20 protein-coding genes, 1 tRNA gene and 2 pseudogenes are annotated in these 20,253 nt (G+C 68.1%); 5 read left to right on the top strand and 18 right to left on the bottom strand.

Annotated features, from left to right (window positions below; translation table 11 throughout):
• The first annotated feature begins 95 nt into the window (after nucleotides 1–95).
• Both INF26_RS06090 and groL read left to right on the top strand, forming a co-directional pair.
• Complete coding sequence (locus tag INF26_RS06090) at nucleotides 96–386, top strand: co-chaperone GroES (protein WP_072373316.1); 291 nt, start codon at nucleotides 96–98, stop codon at nucleotides 384–386.
• 60 nt (nucleotides 387–446) lie between these two features.
• Entirely contained in the window at nucleotides 447–2,084 is a 1,638-nt protein-coding gene (groL, locus tag INF26_RS06085; RefSeq protein ID WP_193529909.1) for a chaperonin GroEL, read from the top strand.
• A gap of 411 nt (nucleotides 2,085–2,495) precedes the next feature.
• Here groL and gltA read toward each other — a convergent pair whose 3' ends face one another.
• From gltA to galE, 10 genes are all read right to left on the bottom strand, one after another.
• Complete coding sequence (gene gltA / locus INF26_RS06080; protein ID WP_193529908.1) at nucleotides 2,496–3,896, bottom strand: NADPH-dependent glutamate synthase; 1,401 nt, start codon at nucleotides 3,894–3,896, stop codon at nucleotides 2,496–2,498.
• The gene (locus INF26_RS06075) at nucleotides 3,884–4,726 is read right to left on the bottom strand and encodes a sulfide/dihydroorotate dehydrogenase-like FAD/NAD-binding protein (RefSeq protein WP_193529907.1); all 843 of its coding nucleotides are present in this window, start codon (nucleotides 4,724–4,726) and stop codon (nucleotides 3,884–3,886) included. The genes gltA and INF26_RS06075 overlap by 13 nt, the downstream gene beginning before the upstream one ends.
• Nucleotides 4,727–4,863: 137 nt before the next feature.
• Nucleotides 4,864–5,427 (bottom strand): aminoacyl-tRNA hydrolase, encoded by a 564-nt coding sequence (pth, locus tag INF26_RS06070; protein ID WP_193529906.1) that lies wholly within the window; start codon nucleotides 5,425–5,427, stop codon nucleotides 4,864–4,866.
• A 303-nt stretch (nucleotides 5,428–5,730) separates the two neighbouring features.
• A complete protein-coding gene (locus tag INF26_RS06065; protein WP_193529905.1) occupies nucleotides 5,731–6,729 on the bottom strand; it encodes a ribose-phosphate diphosphokinase in 999 nt (332 codons plus the stop codon).
• The gene (gene glmU, locus INF26_RS06060) at nucleotides 6,730–8,124 is read right to left on the bottom strand and encodes a bifunctional UDP-N-acetylglucosamine diphosphorylase/glucosamine-1-phosphate N-acetyltransferase GlmU (protein ID WP_193529903.1); all 1,395 of its coding nucleotides are present in this window, start codon (nucleotides 8,122–8,124) and stop codon (nucleotides 6,730–6,732) included.
• Nucleotides 8,125–8,190: 66 nt separating this feature from the next.
• A tRNA-Gln gene (locus INF26_RS06055) sits at nucleotides 8,191–8,265 on the bottom strand.
• A 49-nt stretch (nucleotides 8,266–8,314) separates the two neighbouring features.
• Nucleotides 8,315–9,586 carry an ATP-binding protein gene (locus INF26_RS06050; protein WP_193529901.1) on the bottom strand — a complete coding sequence of 424 codons (1,272 nt, stop codon included), beginning with the start codon at nucleotides 9,584–9,586 and terminating at the stop codon, nucleotides 8,315–8,317.
• 58 nt (nucleotides 9,587–9,644) lie between these two features.
• Complete coding sequence (locus tag INF26_RS06045; protein WP_193529900.1) at nucleotides 9,645–10,562, bottom strand: peptidoglycan-binding domain-containing protein; 918 nt, start codon at nucleotides 10,560–10,562, stop codon at nucleotides 9,645–9,647.
• Nucleotides 10,563–10,587: 25 nt separating this feature from the next.
• Nucleotides 10,588–11,631: a polyprenyl synthetase family protein gene (locus tag INF26_RS06040; RefSeq protein WP_193529898.1), complete on the bottom strand. Its 1,044-nt coding sequence runs from the start codon at nucleotides 11,629–11,631 to the stop codon at nucleotides 10,588–10,590.
• Nucleotides 11,632–11,647: 16 nt separating this feature from the next.
• On the bottom strand, nucleotides 11,648–12,703 hold the full coding sequence (gene galE, locus INF26_RS06035; protein WP_193529896.1) for a UDP-glucose 4-epimerase GalE: 1,056 nt from the start codon (nucleotides 12,701–12,703) through the stop codon (nucleotides 11,648–11,650).
• Nucleotides 12,704–12,842: 139 nt separating this feature from the next.
• Here galE and INF26_RS06030 point away from each other — a divergent pair, with 139 nt between their 5' ends.
• On the top strand, nucleotides 12,843–13,373 hold the full coding sequence (locus INF26_RS06030; protein ID WP_193529894.1) for a hypothetical protein: 531 nt from the start codon (nucleotides 12,843–12,845) through the stop codon (nucleotides 13,371–13,373).
• Between the two features lie 459 nt (nucleotides 13,374–13,832).
• Nucleotides 13,833–15,011 (top strand): NAD(P)-dependent malic enzyme, encoded by a 1,179-nt coding sequence (locus INF26_RS06025; protein ID WP_193529892.1) that lies wholly within the window; start codon nucleotides 13,833–13,835, stop codon nucleotides 15,009–15,011.
• Nucleotides 15,012–15,093: 82 nt separating this feature from the next.
• On the opposite strand, the gene INF26_RS06020 is transcribed toward INF26_RS06025, so the two are convergent.
• From INF26_RS06020 to INF26_RS08490, 6 genes and pseudogenes are all read right to left on the bottom strand, one after another.
• A complete protein-coding gene (locus INF26_RS06020; protein WP_269747158.1) occupies nucleotides 15,094–15,630 on the bottom strand; it encodes a type II toxin-antitoxin system death-on-curing family toxin in 537 nt (178 codons plus the stop codon).
• Nucleotides 15,631–15,663: 33 nt separating this feature from the next.
• Nucleotides 15,664–15,822 (bottom strand): annotated as a pseudogene (rhuM, locus tag INF26_RS08590) (RhuM family protein); the annotation flags it as partial.
• 12 nt (nucleotides 15,823–15,834) lie between these two features.
• The gene (locus INF26_RS08500; RefSeq protein WP_226371903.1) at nucleotides 15,835–16,044 is read right to left on the bottom strand and encodes a hypothetical protein; all 210 of its coding nucleotides are present in this window, start codon (nucleotides 16,042–16,044) and stop codon (nucleotides 15,835–15,837) included.
• 115 nt (nucleotides 16,045–16,159) lie between these two features.
• Entirely contained in the window at nucleotides 16,160–17,194 is a 1,035-nt protein-coding gene (locus tag INF26_RS06015; protein WP_193529890.1) for a hypothetical protein, read from the bottom strand.
• A pseudogene (locus tag INF26_RS08495) lies at nucleotides 17,175–17,375 on the bottom strand (sigma factor-like helix-turn-helix DNA-binding protein); the annotation flags it as partial. The pseudogene INF26_RS08495 and the gene INF26_RS06015, both read right to left, overlap by 20 nt.
• Nucleotides 17,376–17,387: 12 nt before the next feature.
• A complete protein-coding gene (locus INF26_RS08490; protein WP_226371902.1) occupies nucleotides 17,388–17,735 on the bottom strand; it encodes an RNA polymerase sigma factor in 348 nt (115 codons plus the stop codon).
• A gap of 71 nt (nucleotides 17,736–17,806) precedes the next feature.
• On the opposite strand from INF26_RS08490, the gene INF26_RS06005 reads away from it, so the two are divergent.
• Nucleotides 17,807–17,977 (top strand): hypothetical protein, encoded by a 171-nt coding sequence (locus INF26_RS06005; protein ID WP_193529888.1) that lies wholly within the window; start codon nucleotides 17,807–17,809, stop codon nucleotides 17,975–17,977.
• 27 nt (nucleotides 17,978–18,004) lie between these two features.
• Here INF26_RS06005 and INF26_RS06000 read toward each other — a convergent pair whose 3' ends face one another.
• Nucleotides 18,005–19,231, bottom strand: coding sequence for a serpin family protein (locus tag INF26_RS06000; RefSeq protein ID WP_193529887.1), 1,227 nt, complete (start codon nucleotides 19,229–19,231; stop codon nucleotides 18,005–18,007).
• 34 nt (nucleotides 19,232–19,265) lie between these two features.
• The gene (locus INF26_RS05995; protein WP_193529886.1) at nucleotides 19,266–20,234 is read right to left on the bottom strand and encodes a DMT family transporter; all 969 of its coding nucleotides are present in this window, start codon (nucleotides 20,232–20,234) and stop codon (nucleotides 19,266–19,268) included.
• Nucleotides 20,235–20,253 lie beyond the last annotated feature (19 nt).

Raw genomic sequence — 20,253 nt, 5'->3', positions numbered from 1 at the left:
GTCCGCGTTGCTGGGTATTATTTTGAGCGTTGGCTATGGCGGCGCGGCACCCGCGTCGCAGACGTGCCCACGGGCACAAGAAGGAGGTACTTGACATGACTCTCAAGCCGCTTGGTGATCGCGTTCTCGTGAAGCCCGCCCCCAAGGAGGAGAAGACCTCGACCGGTCTCTACATCTCCAGCGGTGCGCAGGAGAAGCCCCAGCGCGGTCAGGTCGTCGCCGTGGGCGCCGGCAAGATGAACGACAAGGGCGAGCGCATCGCCATCGACGTGCATGTCGGCGACGAGGTCTACTACGGCAAGTTCGGCGGCAACGAGGTGAAGATCGACGGCGAGGACTTCCTGCTCCTGCGCGCCGACGACATCTACGCCGTCATCGAGGACTAACTGATTCAAAAGGGGACAGACCCCGTTTGAATCATTCGCAGAAACTTGGAGGAACAAGAAATGGCTAAGGACATTCTTTTCGGCACCGATGCTCGTGCCAAGCTCGCCAAGGGCGTCAACACCCTTGCTGACGCCGTGACCACCACCATGGGCCCCAAGGGCCGCTACGTGGCCCTGCAGCGTTCCTATGGCGCCCCCACCATCACCAACGACGGCGTCTCCGTGGCCAAGGAGATCGAGCTCAAGGACCCCATCGAGAACATGGGCGCCCAGCTCGTGAAGGAGGTCGCCACCAAGACCAACGACGCCGTGGGTGACGGCACCACCACCGCCACGCTCCTCGCCCAGGTCATCGTCAACGAGGGCCTGCGCAACGTGGCCGCCGGCGCCAATCCCATCGCCATCCGTCGCGGCGTCGACAAGGCCGTGAACGCCATCGTCGAGGAGATGCGCAAGAACGCGCAGGAGGTCTCCACCAAGAAGCAGATCGCCTCCGTCGGCACCATCTCCGCCTCCGACCCCGAGATCGGCGCCAAGATCTCCGACGCCATGGAGGTCGTGGGCAAGGACGGCGTCATCACCGTCGAGGAGTCCCAGACCTTCGGCATCGACATCGACACCGTCGAGGGCATGCAGTTCGACAAGGGCTACATCTCCCCGTACTTCTCGACCAACAACGAGACCATGACGGCCGAGCTCGACTCCCCGTACATCCTCATGACCGACCAGAAGGTCTCCAACATCCAGGACATCCTGCCCATCCTCGAGGCCGTCCAGAAGCAGGGCGCGCCGCTGCTCATCATCGCCGAGGACGTGGACGGCGAGGCTCTGGCCACGCTGATCCTCAACAAGCTCCGCGGCGTCCTCAACGTCTGCGCCGTCAAGGCCCCCGGCTACGGCGACCGCCGCAAGCGCATGCTCGAGGACATCGCCATCCTGACCGGCGGCCAGGTTGCCATGAAGGAGCTCGGCGTCCAGCTCACCGACGTCACCGCCGAGATGCTCGGCCGCGCCAAGTCCGTCAAGATCTCCAAGGACGACACCACCATCGTCGGCGGCGCCGGCTCCAAGCAGGCCATCGACGAGCGCATCGCCCAGATCAAGGCCGAGTACGACGTGACCACCTCCGACTTCGACAAGGAGAAGCTCCAGGAGCGTCTCGCCAAGCTCGCCGGCGGCGTGGCCGTCATCAAGGTCGGCGCTGCCACCGAGGTCGAGCTCAAGGAGATCAAGCACCGCATCGAGGACGCCCTGCAGGCGACCCGCGCGGCCGTGGAGGAGGGCATCGTCGCCGGCGGCGGCGTGGCGTTCCTCGAGGCCTCCAAGGTGCTCGACGGCGTCGAGACCGTCGACTCCGACGAGAAGATCGGCGTGGAGATCGTCCGCAAGGCGCTCGAGGCTCCCGTAAAGACCATCGCCAACAACGCCGGCTTCGAGGGCTCCGTCGTGGCCGAGAAGATCAAGGCGCTCCCGGCCGGCCAGGGCCTCGACTCCGCCACCGGCGAGTACGGCGACATGATCGAGATGGGCGTGCTCGACCCGGTCAAGGTCTGCCGCGTCACGCTGCAGAACGCCGCCTCCGTGGCGTCGCTGATCCTCATCACCGAGGCCACCGTCTCCGACGAGCCCAAGAACACCACCATCGAGGAGGCCATCTCCGCGGCGGCTGCCCAGGGCGGCCAGGGCGGCATGTACTAGGCCCATCGCCTGAGCTAGCCTGACTCGGCGAGCCCCCGGGTTTCCACGAGGAAGTGCGCTTCGCGGAACTTCCTCTTAGGAAACCCGGGGGCTCTTCTCGTTAGCTCAGGACGATGGAGGTCCTGCCTTGAAAGGGACGCAGAAGTGGCGATTGCCGGTAATGTGCGATGGTGCGGGCTGTAAGTGGGACGCGAGGATGCACGGGCGGCATTTTGTGGTTGTTTGCGGCCCGTTTGGACAGCAACGCGCGATTTTGCGTCCTCCCTAGCATGCATTAACGCGCATTACCGGTAATCGTCGCTTCTGCATGCCCCGGCCTGCCGGGCGAGAAGAACCGTGACACAGAAAGGCCCTCCCGGTTTCCCGGGAGGGCCGAGCCTTACGGCGTGAGGTTCTTCTCGCCAGATGCGCTTACCCGACGAGCGCCTTGGTGATACTCGCCGCGGCGGTCTTGCCGGCGCCCATGGCCAGGATGACCGTGGCCGCGCCGGTGACGATGTCACCGCCGGCCCAGATGCGCGGGTCGGAGGTGCGGCCGTCCTCGTCGGCGATGATGTAGCCCCACTTGTTGAGCTTGATGTCGCCGATCATCTTGGCGAACGGGTTGGCGTTGGTGCCGATGGCGGAGATGGCCACGTCGCAGGGAATCTCCTCGATGGCGCCCTCGATGGGCACCGGGCGACGGCGGCCGGACTCGTCGGGCTCGCCGAGCTCCATCTTCTGCACGCGCACGGCGCAGACGCAGCCGTCCTCGCCCTTCACGAACTCGAGCGGGGCCACGAGCGGCATGACCTCGACGCCCTCGGCCTTGGCGTGGTGGAGCTCCGCGCGACGGGCGGGCATCTCGTCCTCGGTGCGGCGGTAGGCGATGATCGCGCGCTCGGCGCCCAGGCGCTTGGCGGTGCGCACCGCGTCCATGGCGACGTTGCCGCCGCCGAAGACCACGACGTTCTTGCCGTGCTTGGTGGGCGTGTCGTACTCGGGGAAGCGGTTCGCCTTCATGAGGTTCACGCGGGTGAGGTACTCGTTGGCGAAGAAGACGTTGGGCAGGTTCTCGCCCGGGACGTTGAGGAACTTGGGCAGGCCCGCGCCCGTGGCGATGTAGATGGCGTCAAAGCCCTCGGCGAAGAGCTCGTCGGCGTCGGTGATGCGTCCCACGACGGAGTTGTACTCAAACTTGACGCCCATCTCCTCGAGGCCGTCGATCTCGCGCTTGACGACCGCCTTGGGCAGACGGAACTCGGGGATGCCGTAGACGAGCACGCCGCCGCCGGTGAAGAAGGCCTCGAAGACGGTGACGTCAAAGCCGTTGCGGGCGAGTTCGCCGGCGCAGGTGATGCCGGAGGGGCCGGAGCCCACGACGGCGACCTTCTTGCCGTTCTTGGGGGCCATCTTGGGCTTGGAGGCAAGCTCGGGCTGGTCGCCGAGGAAGCGCTCCAGCTGGCCGATGGCCACCGGGTCGCCCTTCTTGCCGCGGATGCACTTGCCCTCGCACTGGTTCTCCTGCGGGCACACGCGGCCGCAGATGGCGGGGAGCATGGAGTCCTCGCGGATGATGTCCAGCGCCTCGCCGAACTTCTCCTCGCGGATCTTCTCGATGAACTTGGGGATGTTGATGTTGACGGGGCAGCCGTCAACGCAGAACGGCTTCTTGCAGTCCATGCAGCGCTCGGCCTCGGCCAGCGCCATCTCCTTGGTGAAGCCCTTGTCGACGGGACGGAAGTCGCACGCGCGCTCGGCGGCCGGCTCCTCGTTGTCCGGCGTGCGCGGGGACTTCATGTCGGGGACAAAGCGACCGTTTACCTGTGGCATGCGCAGTTCGCCTCCTCATAGGCCTTGAGGGACTGGCCCTCCTCGGTAAGATACGCGGCCTGACGCGCGCGCAGGTCGTTCCAGTCGACCTTGGTGGCGTCGAAGTCGGGGCCGTCGACGCAGGCGAACTTCGTCTGGCCGTCGACCTCGACGCGGCAGCAGCCGCACATGCCGGTACCGTCGACCATGATCGGGTTGAGCGAGGCGGTGATCGGCGTGTTGTACTTCTCGGCCGTGAGGGCGGAGAACTTCATCATCGGCACGGGGCCGACGCAGAAGACCTGGGTGACGGCCTTCTCCTGGAGCAGGCGCTCGAGCGGCGCGGTGACCACGCCCTTCTCGCCGTAGGAGCCGTCGTCGGTGGTGATGTGGATGTGGTCATCCGGCAGGAGCTCGCGGAACTGGTCCTCGAGGAGCAGCAGGTCCTTGGTGCGGGCGCCCATGATGGCGTGGACCTCGTGGCCGGTCTCGACCAGGTGCTTGGCAACGGGGTAGGCGATGGCCAGGCCGACGCCGCCGCCGATGACCGCGCAGGGGCCCTCGGCCATCTCGGTGGGGACGCCCAGCGGGCCGGTGACGTCCTTGATGGAGTCGCCCTCGTTGTAGGTAGACAGCATCTCCGTGGTCTTGCCGATCACCATGAAGATGAACTCGACCCAGCCCTCCTCGGCGTTCCAGCCCGCGAGCGTGAACGGGACGCGCTCGCCCGTCTCGTTGGCGCGCACCATCAGGAACTGGCCGGCGTGAGCGTGCTTGGCCATCCGGGGCGCCTCGATGCGGAACTTGAACACCTTCTCCGAGAACTGCGTCTTTTCGAGGATCTTGTACATTAACCGCACTCCTCTCCTGCATTCCCTCTCAAGGTTTGGCGGCCCTGTGCTGGGCCTTTCCAACACCCCTCATTGTACCCGAGTGCCGACGCATTCCAACATCGGTGCGGCGAGCGGCGTGAGCGCCGGTCTCGCGCCTACAGCGTCTGCTCCACGAGGTCAGCGGCGCGCTCGACGGTGAGCTCGAAGTCCTCCAGGAAGGTGCCCTTGAGCTCGCGCAGCACGTAGTCGGCGACCTGCATGCGCCCGGGCGGGCGGCCGATGCCAAACTGCACGCGCGCGAAGTCGCGGCTGCCGAGCTTGTCGGCGATGGAGCGCAGGCCGTTGTGGGCGTTGAGACCGCCCCCCAGCTTGAGCTTGACCTCGCCCGCCGCTAGGTCGACCTCGTCGTGGACCACGAGGATCTCCTCCGGCCTCACGTGGTGGGCGCGTGCCAGCTTGGACAGCGGCCCGCCGGAGGTGTTCATGTAGCTCATCGGCTTGGCGAGAAGGACCTCGCGCTTCTCGCCGTCCTTGTCGCTCACCGTGATCGACGCCACCTGCGCGCCGGCCTCGGACTTCCAATAGCGCACGCCCCGGCGCGCGGCTACGGCGTCGATGGTGGCAAAGCCGGCGTTGTGCCGGGTCCGGGCGTACTCGGCGTCCGGGTTGCCGAGGCCGCAGACGATGCGGATGGCGGCGGGTTTTGCGGCTTGCGGCATGGCGGTCCTCTCTGCGGCCTGCGTGCGTCGGTTACGTACACTACCACGGTGCGCGAGCCGAACGGACCCAGCCGCCGAGAAAAGCGGGGGTGTGTACCGGTCCCACCGAGAAAAGCGGCCCCATGTACCGGTCTGGGCTGCGCGTGAGGGCAGAAACCGGTACACGGGGCAGGATTGTTCGGGCCGCGCGGCGAGACGATCGACGCCCCCATGCCCGTCACACAAAAGCGCGGGGCCGCCCGAAGACGACCCCGCACCACATCAAACATTTCTGTGAATTGGGGACTGTCCCCAATTCACGGACTAGATCTCGGCGCCCTGGCCGCCGAAGATCTCGGAGACGGACTTGCGCATGTAGACGCTGTTGATGGCCTCGGCCAGCTCGTTGGCGACCGAGACGGTCTTGATCTTGGAGCCCGGCTTGTCGGCGGCCTCGCAGGGGATGATGTCGGTAACCACGCACTCGACGAGCGGGGCGTCCTGCAGGCGCTCGATGGCGGCGCCGGAGAAGATGCCGTGGGTGGCGGAGACGTAGATGTCACCGGCGCCCATCTCCTTGAGCTTGCGCACCGAGCCGCAGAGCGTGCCGGCAGTGTCGATCATGTCGTCGTTGACGATGCAGGTCTTGCCCTTGATGTCGCCGATGATGCCCATGACCTCGGACGCGTTGTGCTTGGGACGGCTCTTGTGGGCGATGGCGACCTCGCAGCCCAGGTAGTCGGAGAGGCGCTTGGCGACCTTCGCGCGACCCATGTCGGGGGAGACCACGACGGTGTTCTCCCAGTCGAAGTCCTTGGCCTTGAAGTAGTCGCCGATGAGGTAGAGGGCGGTGAGGTGCGTCACGGGGATGTCGAAGAAGCCCTGGATCTGACCCTGGTGCAGGTCGACGGTGATGACCTGGTTGACGCCGGCGGCCTCGAGGAGGTTCGCCACGAGGCGCGCGGTGATCGGCTCGCGCGAGGACGCCTTGCGGTCCTGGCGGGCGTAGCAATAGTGCGGGATGACCGCGGTGAACTTGGAGGCGGAGGCGCGCTTGGCGGCGTCGGCCACCACGAGGGTCTCCATCAGCAGGTCGTTCACGTTGGCGCCGGAGAGGGACTGGATGAAGAAGACGTCGTCGCCGCGGACGGACTCGTCGAAGCGGGCGTAGATCTCGCCGTTGGCGAACTTCTCGATCTTGAGGCCCTGAAGCTCGAGGTGGAGGATGTCGGCGACCTTCTCCGCAAGGGCGGGGTTGCCGGTGCCGGAGTAGAGCTTGATCTCTTTCTTCAGCGACATGGGCTCGCTCAGGTTCTCGTACATCTAGGCCTCATCTCTCTTGAGTCTCTCGAGTCGCCGCGAGGCGAACCCCTCTACGATGCGCTGCTCGCTGCGCTCGATCGCGAGCGCGTCGGCAGGGACGTCCTTGGTGATGCAGGAGCTGGCTCCGGTTATGGCGCCGTCGCCGATGGTCACGGGCGCGACCATCATGGTGTCGGAGCCGATGAAGACGTTGTCGCCGATGACGGTGCGGCTCTTGTGCACACCGTCGTAGTTGCAGGTGATCGTGCCGCCGCCGATGTTGACGTGCGCGCCCATGGTGCAGTCGCCGATGTAGGAGAGGTGCGGCACCTTGGAGCCCTTGCCGATCACGGAGTTCTTGATCTCCACGTGCGTGCCCACGTGGGCGCCCGCCAGCACGTGCGCGCCGCCGCGCAGGTAGGCGCGCGGGCCGCAGGTGACGCCCTCGTCGATGGTGACGTCCACGCCCACGGTCTCCTCCAGCGTGACGTCGTCCGCCACGGTGCAGTCCGTGAGGCGCGTGTTGGGGCCGAGCACGCACTCCTCGCCCACGCTCGTCCTGCCCCAGAGCATCGTCATGGGGAGGAGCACGGTGTCGCGGCCCACGGTGACGTCCGGGCCCACCCAGGTGGTCGCCGGGTCGAGCATGGTGACGCCGCTCTCCATGAGGCGCACGTTGATGCGGTCGCGGGCCATGGCGGCGAGCTCGGCCAGCTGGACTCGGTTGTTGGCGCCGAGGCCCTCGCGGTAGTCGTCGCAGTGGAGCACGGTGGTGGCATGGCCGTGGCCGCGCAGGATCTCCACCATGTCGGGGAGGTAGTACTCGTGCTGGGCGTTGTCGTTGCCGATCTCGCCCACGTGGGCGGCGAGAAGGGCGCCGTCGAACGCATAGCAGCCGGCGTTGCACTCGACGAGCGTCGCGCTCTGCTCGGGCGTGCAGTCCTTCTGCTCCACGACGCGCGTCACGGTGCCGTCCGCGGCGAGCTCGACGCGGCCGTAGCCGAACGGGTCGGGCGGCGTCATCGTGAGGATCGCCGCGGCGTGGCTGCCGTCCGCCACCGCGTCGGCGAAGGCGCGGACGGTGGCCGGCTCGATGAGCGGCAGGTCGCCGTTCAGGATGACGACGGGGCCGGAGTCGACCCCTGTGGCCTCGAGCGCCACGCGCACGGCGTGGCCGGTGCCCAGGCGCTCGGCCTGCTCGACGCACTCGACGTCCTTCTCGGCGGCAAGATGGGCCCGCACCTCGTCAGCACCATGGCCCACGACCACGATGATGCGCTCGGCCCCGGCCTCGCGCGCGGCGCGCGTGACCCAGGAGACGAGCGGTCGGTCGAGGAGCTTGTGCAGAACCTTGGGGTGGCGGGACTTCATGCGCGTTCCCTCGCCGGCGGCGAGGACGATCGCGGTCATGGGCATGTGAGGCCTCCAAGCGATGCGTGAGTCCCAGAATCTTTACAGAAACATGATAGCGCGGGGCGGCGGTGGCAGGGGTAGTAGGATTCGAACCCACATTGATGGCACCAAAAACCACTGTCCTAACCATTGGACGATACCCCTGTGCCGCCGGCGCCATTGTATCAGGAAGGGCCGCGGCGGGCTCGCGCGCTCACGCCTCGTCGCGGCGCCGTCCGGTCGAGGTGCTGAGAAGCGCGTCAACGAGCGCCTCGTCGCGGGGGTCCTGCGAGCCCAGGGGAAGGCCGCACGCCTCGAAGAAGTGGCTCCCCGCGAACTGCCGGGCGCGGAACGAGTCGTGCGCGCCGTCGTCGAGGTAGCGAACGCGGCTGCGGCAGTCCGTGGTGCCGCACGAGAGCACGCCCTTCTCGGCAACGTAGTCCTGGTAGACGGGGGAGTCGCTCCAGAGGATGATGCCGGCCATGTTCTCCAGCTCGTAGGACACGGCGTACTCCTGCCAGGCGATGCCGCGCAGGCGCACGTAGCGGTCGAGCAGCGAGGCCATGCGCGAGACGCGGCGCAGCGTCGCGCAGGCGTCTATGAGGCGGCCCTCCTCGGCCGAGAAGAGCCCCAGCTCGCGCATGCGCGCCACGGCGCGCTCCCGTCGGGCGGCGTCGAGAAGGACGGCGGGGACCGTGAGCTTCATGGACTCGTCGCCGAAGAGCTCGATGGCCGAGTGGGCGTCCCCCGGGCCCGTGGGCAGGGTGGTGCGGAGGATGAGGGAGTCGTGCGCGTGGCTCACGTGGCAGGTGGCGCGCTGCTGCGCGAAGGCCGAGCGCATGGCCCGCACGTGCTCGGCGACCTCCTCGCGCGAGGCGGCGTCGCGGTCGCGCCCCATCCGGTAGAGGTAGAGGTCGAAGAGGGGCAGCGGCCGGCCGTAGGCGTCGGTCTCCGGGTAGAACACCGTCCGATGGCCGAACTCCGCGATCTCGCGACGCCTGCCCGTCGCCTTGCCGTAGAGCTCCACGAGGGCGGCGCCGGTCGCGGGCCCGGACGTGGAGCCCTCGCGGATCTCCACCACGCCGTCGGCGATGTAGGGAGGGAAGTCCCCCTCCTCGACCCGCACGACCACCACGCCGCGGGTGTCATCGGCCGGGTCGGCGACGAAGCGCACGTCGAAGGGTGGCGCGGGGGAGACGTGCCGGCGGCAGAGCTCGCCGATGATCTGGCCGAAGTCCGCCTGCTGGCGCGGGACCGGGCAGACGGCGTGGGTGTCGTCCGCGACGCCGATCACGAGCCAGCCCCCGCGGGAGTTCGCGAAGGAGGCCACGATCTTGGGGATCTTTCGCTGGACGGAGGCGTTGTACTCCCGCTTGAACTCGAGGACGAACCCCTCGTCGAGGTCGGCGAGCTGGGGGAGGTCGTCCCACGTCACGTCGGCGAGGCGCTTGGGCGCGCCGCTGGCATCGCGAAACGGGCTGAACATGGGCCCTCCTCACGTGTGTGGAAGCGTGGCGTGACGACGTCCGCCCGCCCCGGGGCCGCTACAGCTCCAGGCGGTCGAAGGCGGCGCAGATCGCGTCGAGGAGCAGGACGGCGAAGGTCTGGGCGTCGCTCATGGTGAAGGTGGCGGCGCCCACGGGGAGCTCGATGCGGATGACCCTCGGCGTGGTGTCGGAGCTCTGGATCGCCGTGCGCAGGCGAAGCGGCAGCGTGTCGAAGTCGTCGAGCGAGAGGTTGCCCACGCCCGCCGCGACGTTGTCCGGCAGGGGTTCGGTGGAGAGCACGATGAGCACGCGCGTCTCCGGGCTCGCGGACTCGGCGGCGTCCACGAGCTCGAGCGCGCAGTCGTCGACCGTGGCGTGGGCGAGGTTCCAGATGCGCCCGGCCACGTTGCGGGAGATCGGGTCGTCGGCGGTGATGGCGATCCCGGCGTCCTCGAGCACGCTCGCGGCACGAGCGAAGCCCATCATGCCCTGGGGGTGCGGCCCCGCGGCCGGCTTGCCCGCCCAGACGTGGCGCAGGCGTTCGATGGCGTCGAAGGTGTCGGGGAACGCCATGCCGTCCGCCAGCGCGCCGATGCTCTCCTGGAAGAGCTTCACTGCGGCCTCCGTGTGGACGCCGTAGACGCCGTCGGGCTCGCCGCAGGAGAACCCGAGCACGTTGAGGCGCTCTTGGAGCTGGCGCACGTCGTTGCCGTGGAAGTTGGGGAGACGCAGGTAGAGGGTCCTGTCGCCCAGCTGGTAGCCCTCGTCGACGAGGACGGACCAGGTGGCGGTGTCGACGGCGTCGCCGAGGGAGAGGCCGTGGTCCAGGCGGAAGCGCGCGACGGCGGTGGCAGTCGAGCGCCCGAAGAGCTGGGCCTTCCGCTCGTCCTCCTCGATCGCATAGCCGAGCGACGTGAGCCGCTCCTGGATGTCCTCGACGGCGACCCCGGTCGCCCCTTCGTGAATTGCTTCCATCGTCTCTCCCGGTCGGGTTGCGCGCCTAGCTCGCGCGTTCCACGAAAAAGTCTGCCATAGAGCATAGCAGCTCGGCCGCCTCGTCCGAGATGCCGCCGGTGCGCGCCAGGTCGCGCGCGCCGGCCTTCGCCTCCTCGGCGCGCCCGCGCGCGAGGGTGCGGCACCTTTCGAGGCCGCCGCCGAGCTCGATGAGCTCAACCGCTCGTTTCAGCTCGTCCGCGTCCGTTGTGTGCGCGTCGAGAAGGGCCACGAGCTCCGCGCGCTCCTCCGGGCCCAAGTGCGCGAGGGCCCAGACCACGGCGAGCGTGCGCTTGCCCTCCGTGACGTCCGTGCGGAGGTCCTTGCCCTGGGCGTCGCCGTCCCCCACGAGGTTGAGCAGGTCGTCCTGCAGCTGGAAGGCCACGCCCGCGGCGAGGCCCACGGCGAGCAGGCCGTCGGCCGCCTCGCGCGAGCCGCCGCCCGCCAGCGCGCCCACGTGCAGCGGCATCGCGGAGGAGTACCAGGCGGTCTTGCTCGTGACCATGTAGAGATAGTCGTCCGGCGTCACGTCCCAGCGGCCGTCGCGCACCCAGCCGAGGTCCAGCGCCTGGCCCTCCAGGGTGTGGCGCTCCATGAGCGCGAGGTCGGCGAGGACGCCCAGCTTCCGGGCGTCGTCCAGGAGACGGTCGCCGAGCACCACCTCGAAGACCTGGGTGAGCGCGAGGTCGCCGGCGTTTATCGCCAGCCCCGTGCCCTCCACCCGGTGGAGGCACGGCTCGCCGCGGCGCAGCTCGCCCTCGTCGGCGATGTCGTCGTGGACCAGGGCGGCGCTCTGGAAGAGCTCCACGGCGACGGCGCTGGAGAGCGCGTCCTCCGCGCTTCCGCCCACCGCCTCCGCGCCGAGAAGCGCGAGCACGGGACGCACGCGCTTCCCGCCGGACGCGGTGAAGCGCGCGAGCGGGTCGTAGAGGTAGCGGCTCAGATCGGCCGCCGCGGCGCCGTCCGTGAGCGGGGCTGCCGCGGCATCCGTCAGCGCCCGCTCCACGAGGGGCAGGCGTCGACCGAGGTAGTCAACGAAGGGGCTTGCCATGTTCTTCTCGTCCCGCCTAGCCCTCGTAGCCGTTGGGGTTGTGGGACTGCCAGTTCCAGGAGTCGCGGCACATGTCCTTGATGTCGAACTTGGCCTCCCAGCCCATGAGGTCGCGGGCCTTGGAGCAGTCGGCGTAGTTGGCCGTGACGTCGCCGGCGCGACGGGGCTCGATGACGTAGGGGATCTCGTGGCCGCAGGCGGCGGAGAACGCCTCGATGATCTGCAGCACCGAGGTGCCCGTGCCCGTGCCGAGGTTGAAGATCTCCACGCCGGTGCGACCGTTCATCCAACCGAGGGCCGCGACGTGGCCGGCGGCGAGGTCGACCACGTGGATGTAGTCGCGGACGCCCGTGCCGTCGGGGGTGTCGTAGTCGTTGCCGAAGACGTGGACGGCGTCGCGCTTGCCGATGGCGGTCTGCGCGACGTAGGGCACGAGGTTGTTGGGGATGCCCTTGGGGTCCTCGCCCATGAGGCCCGAGGGGTGCGCGCCGATGGGGTTGAAGTAGCGGAGCAGCACGACGTTCCACTCCGGGTCGGCCGTGTGGAGGTCGGTGAGGATCTGCTCGATCATCCACTTGGTCCAGCCGTAGGGGTTGGTCGCGGGCTTCTTGGGGCTCTCCTCGGTGAGCGGCAGGGAGTCCGGGTCGCCGTAGACGGTGGCAGAGCTGGAGAAGATGATGGACTTGCAGCCGTGCTCGCGCATGACGTCCACGAGCGTGAGCGTGTTGCCGATGTTGTTGGAGTAGTACTCGACGGGCTTGGTCACGGACTCGCCCACGGCCTTGTAGCCGGCGAAGTGGATCACGCGGCTGGGGTGGTGCACGTCGAAGATCTTGGCGAGCGTGGCGCGGTCGTTGACGTCGGCCTCGTAGAAGGTCATGCGCGCGGCGGCGTCGTCGCCCACGATCGTCTTGATGCGGTCGAGCACCTTTACGGAGGCGTTGGAGAGGTCGTCCACGATGACGACCTGGTAACCGGCCTGGAGCAGCTCGACGACGGTGTGGCTGCCGATGAAGCCGGCGCCTCCGGTCACGAGCACGCAGGTCTCGGCGGGCGCGATCTTCTCACTCATGGTGGGTCCTTTCCCCGTTGCGCATAGACGCTTTCGTCCACTTTTTAGTATACGTCGGCGAGGCACGGGCGCGCGCGGGCTCGCGGCGGGCGGTTGAGTCCGGGCGTTCTGGTACCGTCTTCGTGACGGAGGGAGCGCCATGGGCGAGAGGGACATGCGGTCGCGGGTGCTGGCGGCGCTGCGGGCGCGCGGGCTTCTCGCCGCCGACGGCGTGACCACGACCTTCGGGCACCCGGCCTGGCGCCCGGTTCCGGCGGGGCACGAGCCGCAGACGCTTCTCGGCGCCGGGGCGCTGCAGCGACGGCTGGTGGAGTGCGCGCTGGCCACGCCGGCCATGGGGGAGGACCTCTGCGCGGCGTGGGTCGAGCGCGCGTTCGCGCGGCTGGGCATGGGCTACGTGAACGCGGACGCGCGCGAGTTGTACGAGGGGTTCTGCTCGCGGACGGACGTCGGCGAGCTGCTGGTGGGCATGGTCGTGGCCGTGGGCCGGTGCCCGTATGGAGCCGGCGGCTGGGACCACGGGCACGTGGGGCTCTACGTGGGCGACGGGCGCGTGATGGACTGCGCGGGCGGTCGCGTCCGCACGACGCCGCTGGAGCCGTGGCTTTCCGCGTATGGCGCGGCGTGCGAGCCGCGCTGGGGATGGCTGGGCGGCATCGCGCTGGTGTAGGGGCGCGGGCCAGGTGGGCTTGGATGGGCCTGGATGGGTCCGCAAAACGAGGGGTTTCTCCGCTCGAGATCCACGGCTGTCCCGGAATAGGCGATGTTCCCCGAGCGCGCGTCCTTCTCGTCCCGGAAATGGCGACCTTCTCCGCGTCGGGTGTCGCCCAAGCGGAGAACCTCCCTTTTTTCGAGACGAGAAGACCCGTCAGGAGGAGAAGGTCGCCAATTCTCGGACGCCCCTTTCGCCAAGGTGGAGAACATCGCCGTTTCCGGGACGGCCGCAGCACCAAAGCGGTGAGCTCCGCCGATGCGGTCCGACCTGCGGCGGTGCGACCCGACCTGCGGCGGTAACTCCATCCAGTGTCAAAAGTCGAGAAATGCGTTCCGCTTCCGCCGGCGCGAGACTAAACTTGTGCGTGGTGTGAAAGGAGGCCGGCGGTCGCCGGCCCGCGAGATAGGAGCATCCATGGCCGAGGACGCCAAGCAGTACGCGCTGGACAAGCACAAGGAGTGGCAGGGCAAGATCGAGGTGATCACCCGCGCGCCGATCACCACGCCGGAGGAGCTGGCCGTGGCCTATACGCCTGGCGTCGCCGAGCCGTGTCTCAAGATCTCCGAGAACGTGGAGGACTCCTACACCTACACCCGTCGCGGCAACCTTGTGGCCGTCGTCACGGACGGCACCGCGGTGCTGGGTCTCGGCGACATCGGCCCCGAGGCGGGCATGCCCGTCATGGAGGGCAAGTGCGCCCTGTTCAAGACCTTCGCGGACGTCGACGCGTTCCCGCTGTGCGTGCGCTCCAAGGACGTGGACGAGATCGTGCGCACCGTCGAGCTCATCGCCGGCAGCTTCGGCGGCATCAACCTCGAGGACATCTCCGCGCCGCGCTGCTTCGAGATCGAGCGCCGCCTCAAGGAGTCCTGCGACATCCCCGTCTTCCACGATGACCAGCACGGCACCGCGGTCGTGACCTGCGCCGCGCTCATCAACGCCTGCCGTCTCACCGGCCGCGAGCTCTCCGACGTGCGCGTGGTCTTCTCCGGCGCCGGCGCCGCGGGCATCTCCATCGCCAAGCTCATGCAGCGCATGGGTGTCAAGGACGTCATCATCTGCGACCGTACGGGCGCCATCTACGAGGGCCGCGAGGGTCTGAACCCCGAGAAGGCCGAGATTGCCACCTGGACCAACCGCGAGGGCGTGAGGGGCAGCCTCGCCGACGCCGTCAAGGGCGCCGACGTCTTCGTGGGCGTGTCCGCCCCCGGCGTGCTCACCCAGGACATGGTCCGCACGATGGCCGCCGACCCGATCATCTTCGCCTGCGCCAACCCCGTGCCGGAGATCATGCCGGACGAGGCGCTGGCCGCCGGCGCCGCCGTCGCCGCCACGGGCCGCTCCGACTTCCCCAACCAGATCAACAACGTGCTCGCGTTCCCGGGCATCTTCCGCGGCGCCCTCGACGTGCGCGCGTCCGACATCAACGATGACATGATGGAGGCTGCGGCCTACGCGATCGCCGGCCTCGTCGACGACGAGCACCGCGCCGCCGACTACATCATCCCCGGCGCCTTCGACGAGCGCGTGGCGCCCGCCGTGGCCGCCGCCGTGGCCGAGGCCGCCCGCAAGTCCGGCGTCGCCCGCCTCTAGTGATTCAAAAGGGGGCAGGCCCCTTTTGAATCATTCTGCCGCCCCGACGTTCCTTCGCAAGAAGGACGTCGGGGCGGTTTTCTTACGCCCTCTTAAGGAAGTGCATCACGAGCGCCACCATCACGTCCTTCTCTTCCGGCTTTGACTCGGCGATGAGGATGGTCATGGCAACGAGCGCGCTGTCGTCGATGGCCTTCTCGCCCGCCGGCGTGAAGAGCGCCCGGTTGCGATCGAGGAAGTACAGGAAGACCGCCGCGGCGATGCGCTTGTTGCCGTCGAGGAAGCTGTGGTCCTTCACCACGAAGTAGAGTAGGTGGGCCGCCTTCTCCTCGAGCGTGGGGTAGAGGTCACGCCCGCCGAAGCTCTGGAAGACGTTGCCGACGGCTCCCTTGAACGACTCGTCTTTCTCCACGCCGAAGAGAGAGCTCTCCCGGCCGAAGCGCAGGGACTCGATCACCTCGCGGCATTCCTCGTAGGTGATCTCTCGCGTGGAGGGCGTGCCCTCGGGTGCCGCCACGCAGAGGTGGTCGTAGTCGTCCAGAAGGTCGAGCGCCCCGGCGTAGCTCTGGACGATGTCGAGGATCTGGCGGGACTCCAGACTCTCGGGGACGCGCGCCATGATCTTTGCGACCAAGCCCAGCTGCTCGAGCCGCCGCTCGTTCTCCGCGTGACCGGCTACGACGTAGCTGCGCAGAACGTCCGTGGCCCAGCGGCGGAACTCCACGCCGCGTGCGGACTTCACGCGATAGCCGACGGAGAGGACCATGTCGAGGTTGTAGTGCTCCGTCTGGTACGTCTTGCCGTCGCGGGCAGTTGTCGCAAATTATGCGACAACTCGATTCTCGGACCCTGCAAGCTCCTCACGCAGCGCGTTGGCAACGTGCTTGCCGATGGTCTTGACGTCGTGCCCAAAGAGGGTCGCGAGCTGAGCGCGGCTCAGCCAGACGTCCTCCCTCGCCGGGTCGAGCATCACCGGCAGCTCGACCGACCCATCCTTGGACTCAAACAGGACGATGCTCTTCTCCGTGCCCATACGTACCTCCGCTCTCCCGTTCTTTCGGTAGAACAAATGTACGGTTTGGACCGGACAATAATTACTAATGCCGCCCCGGCGTTCCCTCGAGAGAAGGACGTCGGGGCGGTCTCGTTTATCCCTCGGCCTCCGTGATCAGGTAGAGGCTCGGCGGGTTCTGCGTGAGCTCGGTTCGGCGGGCGTCGTTGCCGGCGAGGTAGGCCTCCCAGTCCTCTTTCAGGTAGTCGGCGTAAATCTGTGTGTAGTCCTCGCGCGGGGCGAACGAGTAGCGCTTGGTCTGCTCGCTGCCGTCGCTGAACGCGGCCGTCATCACGAGCGTGGTCTTGGCGAGCTCATCGGCAAAGAGATCGGCGACGCGCACGCTCACCTGGTTCATCAGCTCCGTGTCGCGCCGCTGTTCCTCGTCCGTCTCGATGATGGTCTCGCTTCCCTCCGAGCGCTCGGCGACGGTCTCGCTGATCTCCTGCATCTCAAGGAAGACGGGCACGAGGTCGTCCGGGACGGGAATGTTGGCGTAGACGGCGTAGTAGGCCGCCCGCCCGGTGAGGAAGGCCTGGAGGCTCTGGGTGTCCTGGCTGTCGTAGTCAACGGTGAAGCTGGCCACGGGACCGCTGCCCTCGTAGTTTGACTGGAAGATCCAGATCCCGGGCTTGGAGTAGGCGTCCACGTCGGTGCCGACGTTGTCCCCCTCGAGCCGGTATGTGAGGGTGTCCACGTTGTCGCCCGTGCACGAGAGGTTGAGTTCGGTGCTCGCCATGATCAGGTCGTCTCCGTCGCTCTCCGGGTCCACGCCGCCGGCCCAGCCGATGTGCCCGCCGAACGTCTCGCCGAGCGCCAGGCGCGAGCCGTCCGGCTCCTCGGTGCCCTCGGCGTAGGCGGTGAGCGCGAACCAGTTGCCTCTCTTGCCGGCAGCGTGGTTCATCAGGGCACTGACGCCGAGAAACGCCACGACGCCGCCGGCCGCCACGGCTCCTGCGCGCACGAAGGTCCGCCGCGTGACGCCCCGCCGCTCGCGGCGCGGCCGTCGCGGGCCGCGGGCGCGCTCGCCCTTCTCGACCCTGATCTCGTCCAGGACGGACTCGCGCACGTCCTCGGGCAGCGAGACCTTGCGCGCCCGCGTGCGGAACTGCTCAAGCGTGTGCCTGTCCATAGTTCTCCTTCTCTGCGGGGCTCGCGGGGGACTCGAGCGTCTCTCTCATCTGCTTGCGCGCCCGATGCAGGCGCGTGCGCACCGTCGCCGGCAGGCTGCCCACGATGCGGGCGATCTCCTCGGTCGTGTACTTCTCAACGTAGTGGAGCAGCGCCACCACGCGGAGCTTCTCGGGTAGGGCCTGGAGCGCCTGTCAGACCGGGTCGGCGCGCAGCTCCTCGAGGGCCGCGTCCTCCACGGGCGCGTCCGGTGCCGGCAGCTGGGCGAGCTCGTCCGCGCTCTCCACGCGGCGCCGCCATGGCGCGCGCCAGAGCTCGCGGCAGCGGTTGACGGTCACGCGCAGAAGCCAGGCGCGCAGGTGCTCGTCGCTGGTGAATGCGGTGCCGTCCGTGAGCAGGCGGCAGAAGACGTCCTGCGCCACATCCTGGGCGTCGGCCTCGGAGCGCGTCTGCGACAGGGCCACGAGGTAGACCGAGCCGCCGTGTGTGGCCATCGCGTGCCGCATGAACTTCTCGGTGCGCTTGATGCTCTTGTCGGTCATGCCCCTCACCTCCCCGCCCATTACATGCGCCAGCGTCGCATAATGTTCCCCAGGGGAGACGGGGAGGTGCGATGGACGAGCGGGAGTTCAGGGCGTGCGGACGCAAGAAGCGCTACGACACGCGCGTGGACGCCAAGAAGGCGGCCGAGAAGAGCTCGCGCCGCAAGGACGCGCCCAAGATCTTCGTCTACGAGTGCCCATACTGCGGCGGCTGGCACCTCACGCACCGTCGGCCAAAATGATCCAAAAGGGGACTGTCCCCTTTTGGATCATCCCATGTAGGTGCCGGCAAAGACCGGCAGGTCACAGCGCAGGTCCATGATGAGGTAGACGAAGGGCCGGTCGAGGATGACCTCGTGGTACTCGATGGGGCCGCCGGGGGCGGCGACGCCGTCCATCGGGATGACCGTGGCCGCCGCGGCGCGCGTGCCCTCCTCGTTGACGTCGATGAACGTCTTGTGCAGCACGCCGCCCACGGCGAGCGGGCCTTTGTCGGAGGTGCCCATGCGCGAGAAGTCCGCGAGGTTGCCGTCGAACGCGTCCGTCATCCCGAGCGCCCGCAGCGCGCCACCGAGCTCCGCCTCGTAGGTGGCCGTGAACTTGAGGAGCCCGATCTCTGCGCCGGCGCCGTCTACGGGCGTGAGCAGCTCCTCCAGCGCCGCCCCGTCGAGGCTCGCCAGCAGCTCGTCCACGGTCGTACCCTCGGCGGGCAGCAGGCCCACGAAGGCGTAGTCGTAGCCCTCGTACGGCTTGATAAAGCCGGTTGCCAGCTCGCTCTCGAGGTAGTCGTTCTCGGTGGAGCGCATCATCGTGACGTCTCGTTCGGTGCCGTCCTCGCGGGTGAACGTGTCGGGCGAGGTCAGCTCGGAGTCAAAGGGGTCCTCCCAGCCGCCCTCGAAGGCGAGCGCGTTCACGAGCAGGACCTGCGTGTCGCCAGAGATCTGGTTCAGCATCTGGGGGATCATCTCGTGGGTCTTCTCGCTGATCCACGCGTTGACGTCGTCCACGGTGGAGTCGTCGAAGGGCGCCGAGAAGACCTGCGCCCCGAGCTGGCCGGCGCAGGTCTCGAGGAAGTCACTCTCTACCTCGAGTCCGTCGCCGTCTTTCAGCCAGACGGAGTTGGCAAGAGAGAGCGCCTCGTCGTCGTCCAGCATCCCGTAAGCCTGGAGCGCGTCGGTGAGCTCGTCCACGCTCATGCCCGTGACCTGCTCCATCTGGGCCAGGGTCGCTCCATCGGCGCCGCTCTCGGCCAGGGCGAGCGCGGACAGGACCGAGAGCGGGGAGACGAGCGTGCTCTCCTCTCCGGTGCTCTCGCGCAGCAGGCCGAGGGCGAAGTCGTAGGTGTCCGCCCCCTCTCCGACCTCGAGCGAGGCAGCGCCTGCTGGCTCGATGCCGGCGGTGAGCTCAGTTGCCGTGAGGTTGTTGCCGCCGCATCCGACGAGCAGCGAGGCGGCAGTGAGGGCGGAGGCGACGATTCCGAGGATGCGGCGGGTCATGACGTCTCCCTTCGTCGGGAAGCCTGTCCTCATCCTACCCAACCGACGTGCCTGCGGGCGCCTCGCGTCGGTTAACGATCACGATGCCCACGCTCACCAGGACGAGTGCGACGACGGCGACCGCGGGGCTCACCACGTCGGTCTCGCCAAGAAGGACGGCGGAGAGCAGCACGCCAAAGACCGGGTTCATGAAGCCGAAGACCGCGACGCGCGAGACGGGGTTCGCGGCCAGCGCGACCGACCACAACGAGTAGGCGCCCGCGGAAATGAAGCCCAGGTAGGCGAGAAGCGCGAGCGCGGGGAGCGGGTTCGCGGCGTCGGCGGGGGCGACGCGCCCGCCGAGGGCGAGCCCCGCCGCGAGCAGCACGGTGCCGCCGAGGACGAACTGCCAGCCGGAGAGCAGCACGGGGTCGTGGTCGCGCGAGAAGAGCTTGGCGAGGTTGCTCGACGTGGCGGCGGCGACGGTGGACGCGAGCACCATGCCCTCGCCCGCGAGCGTGAAGCTGAGCCCGCCTCCCTCGCCGGCCACGTTCACCAGCACTACGCCTGCAAAGCCGACGGCGCACCCCAGCACCTTGCGCCCCGTGAGCCCCTCGAAGCGAAACACGAGCGCGGCCAGCAGCACGCACAGAAACGAATTGCTCGCCTCCAGGATGGAGCTCGTCACGCCCGCGCAGTTTGCCAGCCCAACGTAGAAGAGGATGTACTGCAGGATCGTCTGGAAGGTCGCGAGCGCGCCCACGTACGGCAGGTCGCGCCGTGCCGGTACGAACGCGCGCCGCTGCGCCACGCTCATGCCCACGGCGACCATGAGACCCGCGATTACGAAGCGTGTGCCCGCGAACACAAGAATCGACGGCACGTCGACAGCGTCAATCCCAAACAGCTCGTAGCCGATTTTCACGCACGGGAACGCCGACCCCCACAGAAAGCACGATACCAGGCACGCCAGCACCACCCCCGGCGTCGTGGCGATGAATGGTCTGGACTGAGGATTGCTCACAACAGAAACTACCTCGACA

Source organism: Thermophilibacter gallinarum, assembly GCF_014982725.1.
Lineage (GTDB): Bacteria > Actinomycetota > Coriobacteriia > Coriobacteriales > Atopobiaceae > Thermophilibacter > Thermophilibacter gallinarum.
This window is presented reverse-complemented; position numbering and strand designations above follow the sequence as displayed.

Bases quoted from the DNA above. Each gene is read 5' to 3' on its own strand.
- gltA (WP_193529908.1), bottom strand. From the start codon at position 3,896: ATGCCACAGGTAAACGGTCGCTTTGTCCCCGACATGAAGTCCCCGCGC.
- INF26_RS06090 (WP_072373316.1), top strand. From the start codon at position 96: ATGACTCTCAAGCCGCTTGGTGATCGCGTTCTCGTGAAGCCCGCCCCC.
- INF26_RS06040 (WP_193529898.1), bottom strand. From the start codon at position 11,631: ATGGCAAGCCCCTTCGTTGACTACCTCGGTCGACGCCTGCCCCTCGTG.
- INF26_RS06000 (WP_193529887.1), bottom strand. From the start codon at position 19,231: ATGACCCGCCGCATCCTCGGAATCGTCGCCTCCGCCCTCACTGCCGCC.
- galE (WP_193529896.1), bottom strand. From the start codon at position 12,703: ATGAGTGAGAAGATCGCGCCCGCCGAGACCTGCGTGCTCGTGACCGGA.
- INF26_RS08490 (WP_226371902.1), bottom strand. From the start codon at position 17,735: ATGACCGACAAGAGCATCAAGCGCACCGAGAAGTTCATGCGGCACGCG.
- groL (WP_193529909.1), top strand. From the start codon at position 447: ATGGCTAAGGACATTCTTTTCGGCACCGATGCTCGTGCCAAGCTCGCC.
- glmU (WP_193529903.1), bottom strand. From the start codon at position 8,124: ATGCCCATGACCGCGATCGTCCTCGCCGCCGGCGAGGGAACGCGCATG.
- INF26_RS06030 (WP_193529894.1), top strand. From the start codon at position 12,843: ATGGGCGAGAGGGACATGCGGTCGCGGGTGCTGGCGGCGCTGCGGGCG.
- INF26_RS06045 (WP_193529900.1), bottom strand. From the start codon at position 10,562: ATGGAAGCAATTCACGAAGGGGCGACCGGGGTCGCCGTCGAGGACATC.
- INF26_RS06065 (WP_193529905.1), bottom strand. From the start codon at position 6,729: ATGTACGAGAACCTGAGCGAGCCCATGTCGCTGAAGAAAGAGATCAAG.
- INF26_RS06075 (WP_193529907.1), bottom strand. From the start codon at position 4,726: ATGTACAAGATCCTCGAAAAGACGCAGTTCTCGGAGAAGGTGTTCAAG.
- INF26_RS08500 (WP_226371903.1), bottom strand. From the start codon at position 16,044: ATGGGCACGGAGAAGAGCATCGTCCTGTTTGAGTCCAAGGATGGGTCG.
- INF26_RS06050 (WP_193529901.1), bottom strand. From the start codon at position 9,586: ATGTTCAGCCCGTTTCGCGATGCCAGCGGCGCGCCCAAGCGCCTCGCC.
- pth (WP_193529906.1), bottom strand. From the start codon at position 5,427: ATGCCGCAAGCCGCAAAACCCGCCGCCATCCGCATCGTCTGCGGCCTC.
- INF26_RS06025 (WP_193529892.1), top strand. From the start codon at position 13,833: ATGGCCGAGGACGCCAAGCAGTACGCGCTGGACAAGCACAAGGAGTGG.
- INF26_RS06015 (WP_193529890.1), bottom strand. From the start codon at position 17,194: ATGGACAGGCACACGCTTGAGCAGTTCCGCACGCGGGCGCGCAAGGTC.
- INF26_RS06005 (WP_193529888.1), top strand. From the start codon at position 17,807: ATGGACGAGCGGGAGTTCAGGGCGTGCGGACGCAAGAAGCGCTACGAC.
- INF26_RS06020 (WP_269747158.1), bottom strand. From the start codon at position 15,630: ATGGCGCGCGTCCCCGAGAGTCTGGAGTCCCGCCAGATCCTCGACATC.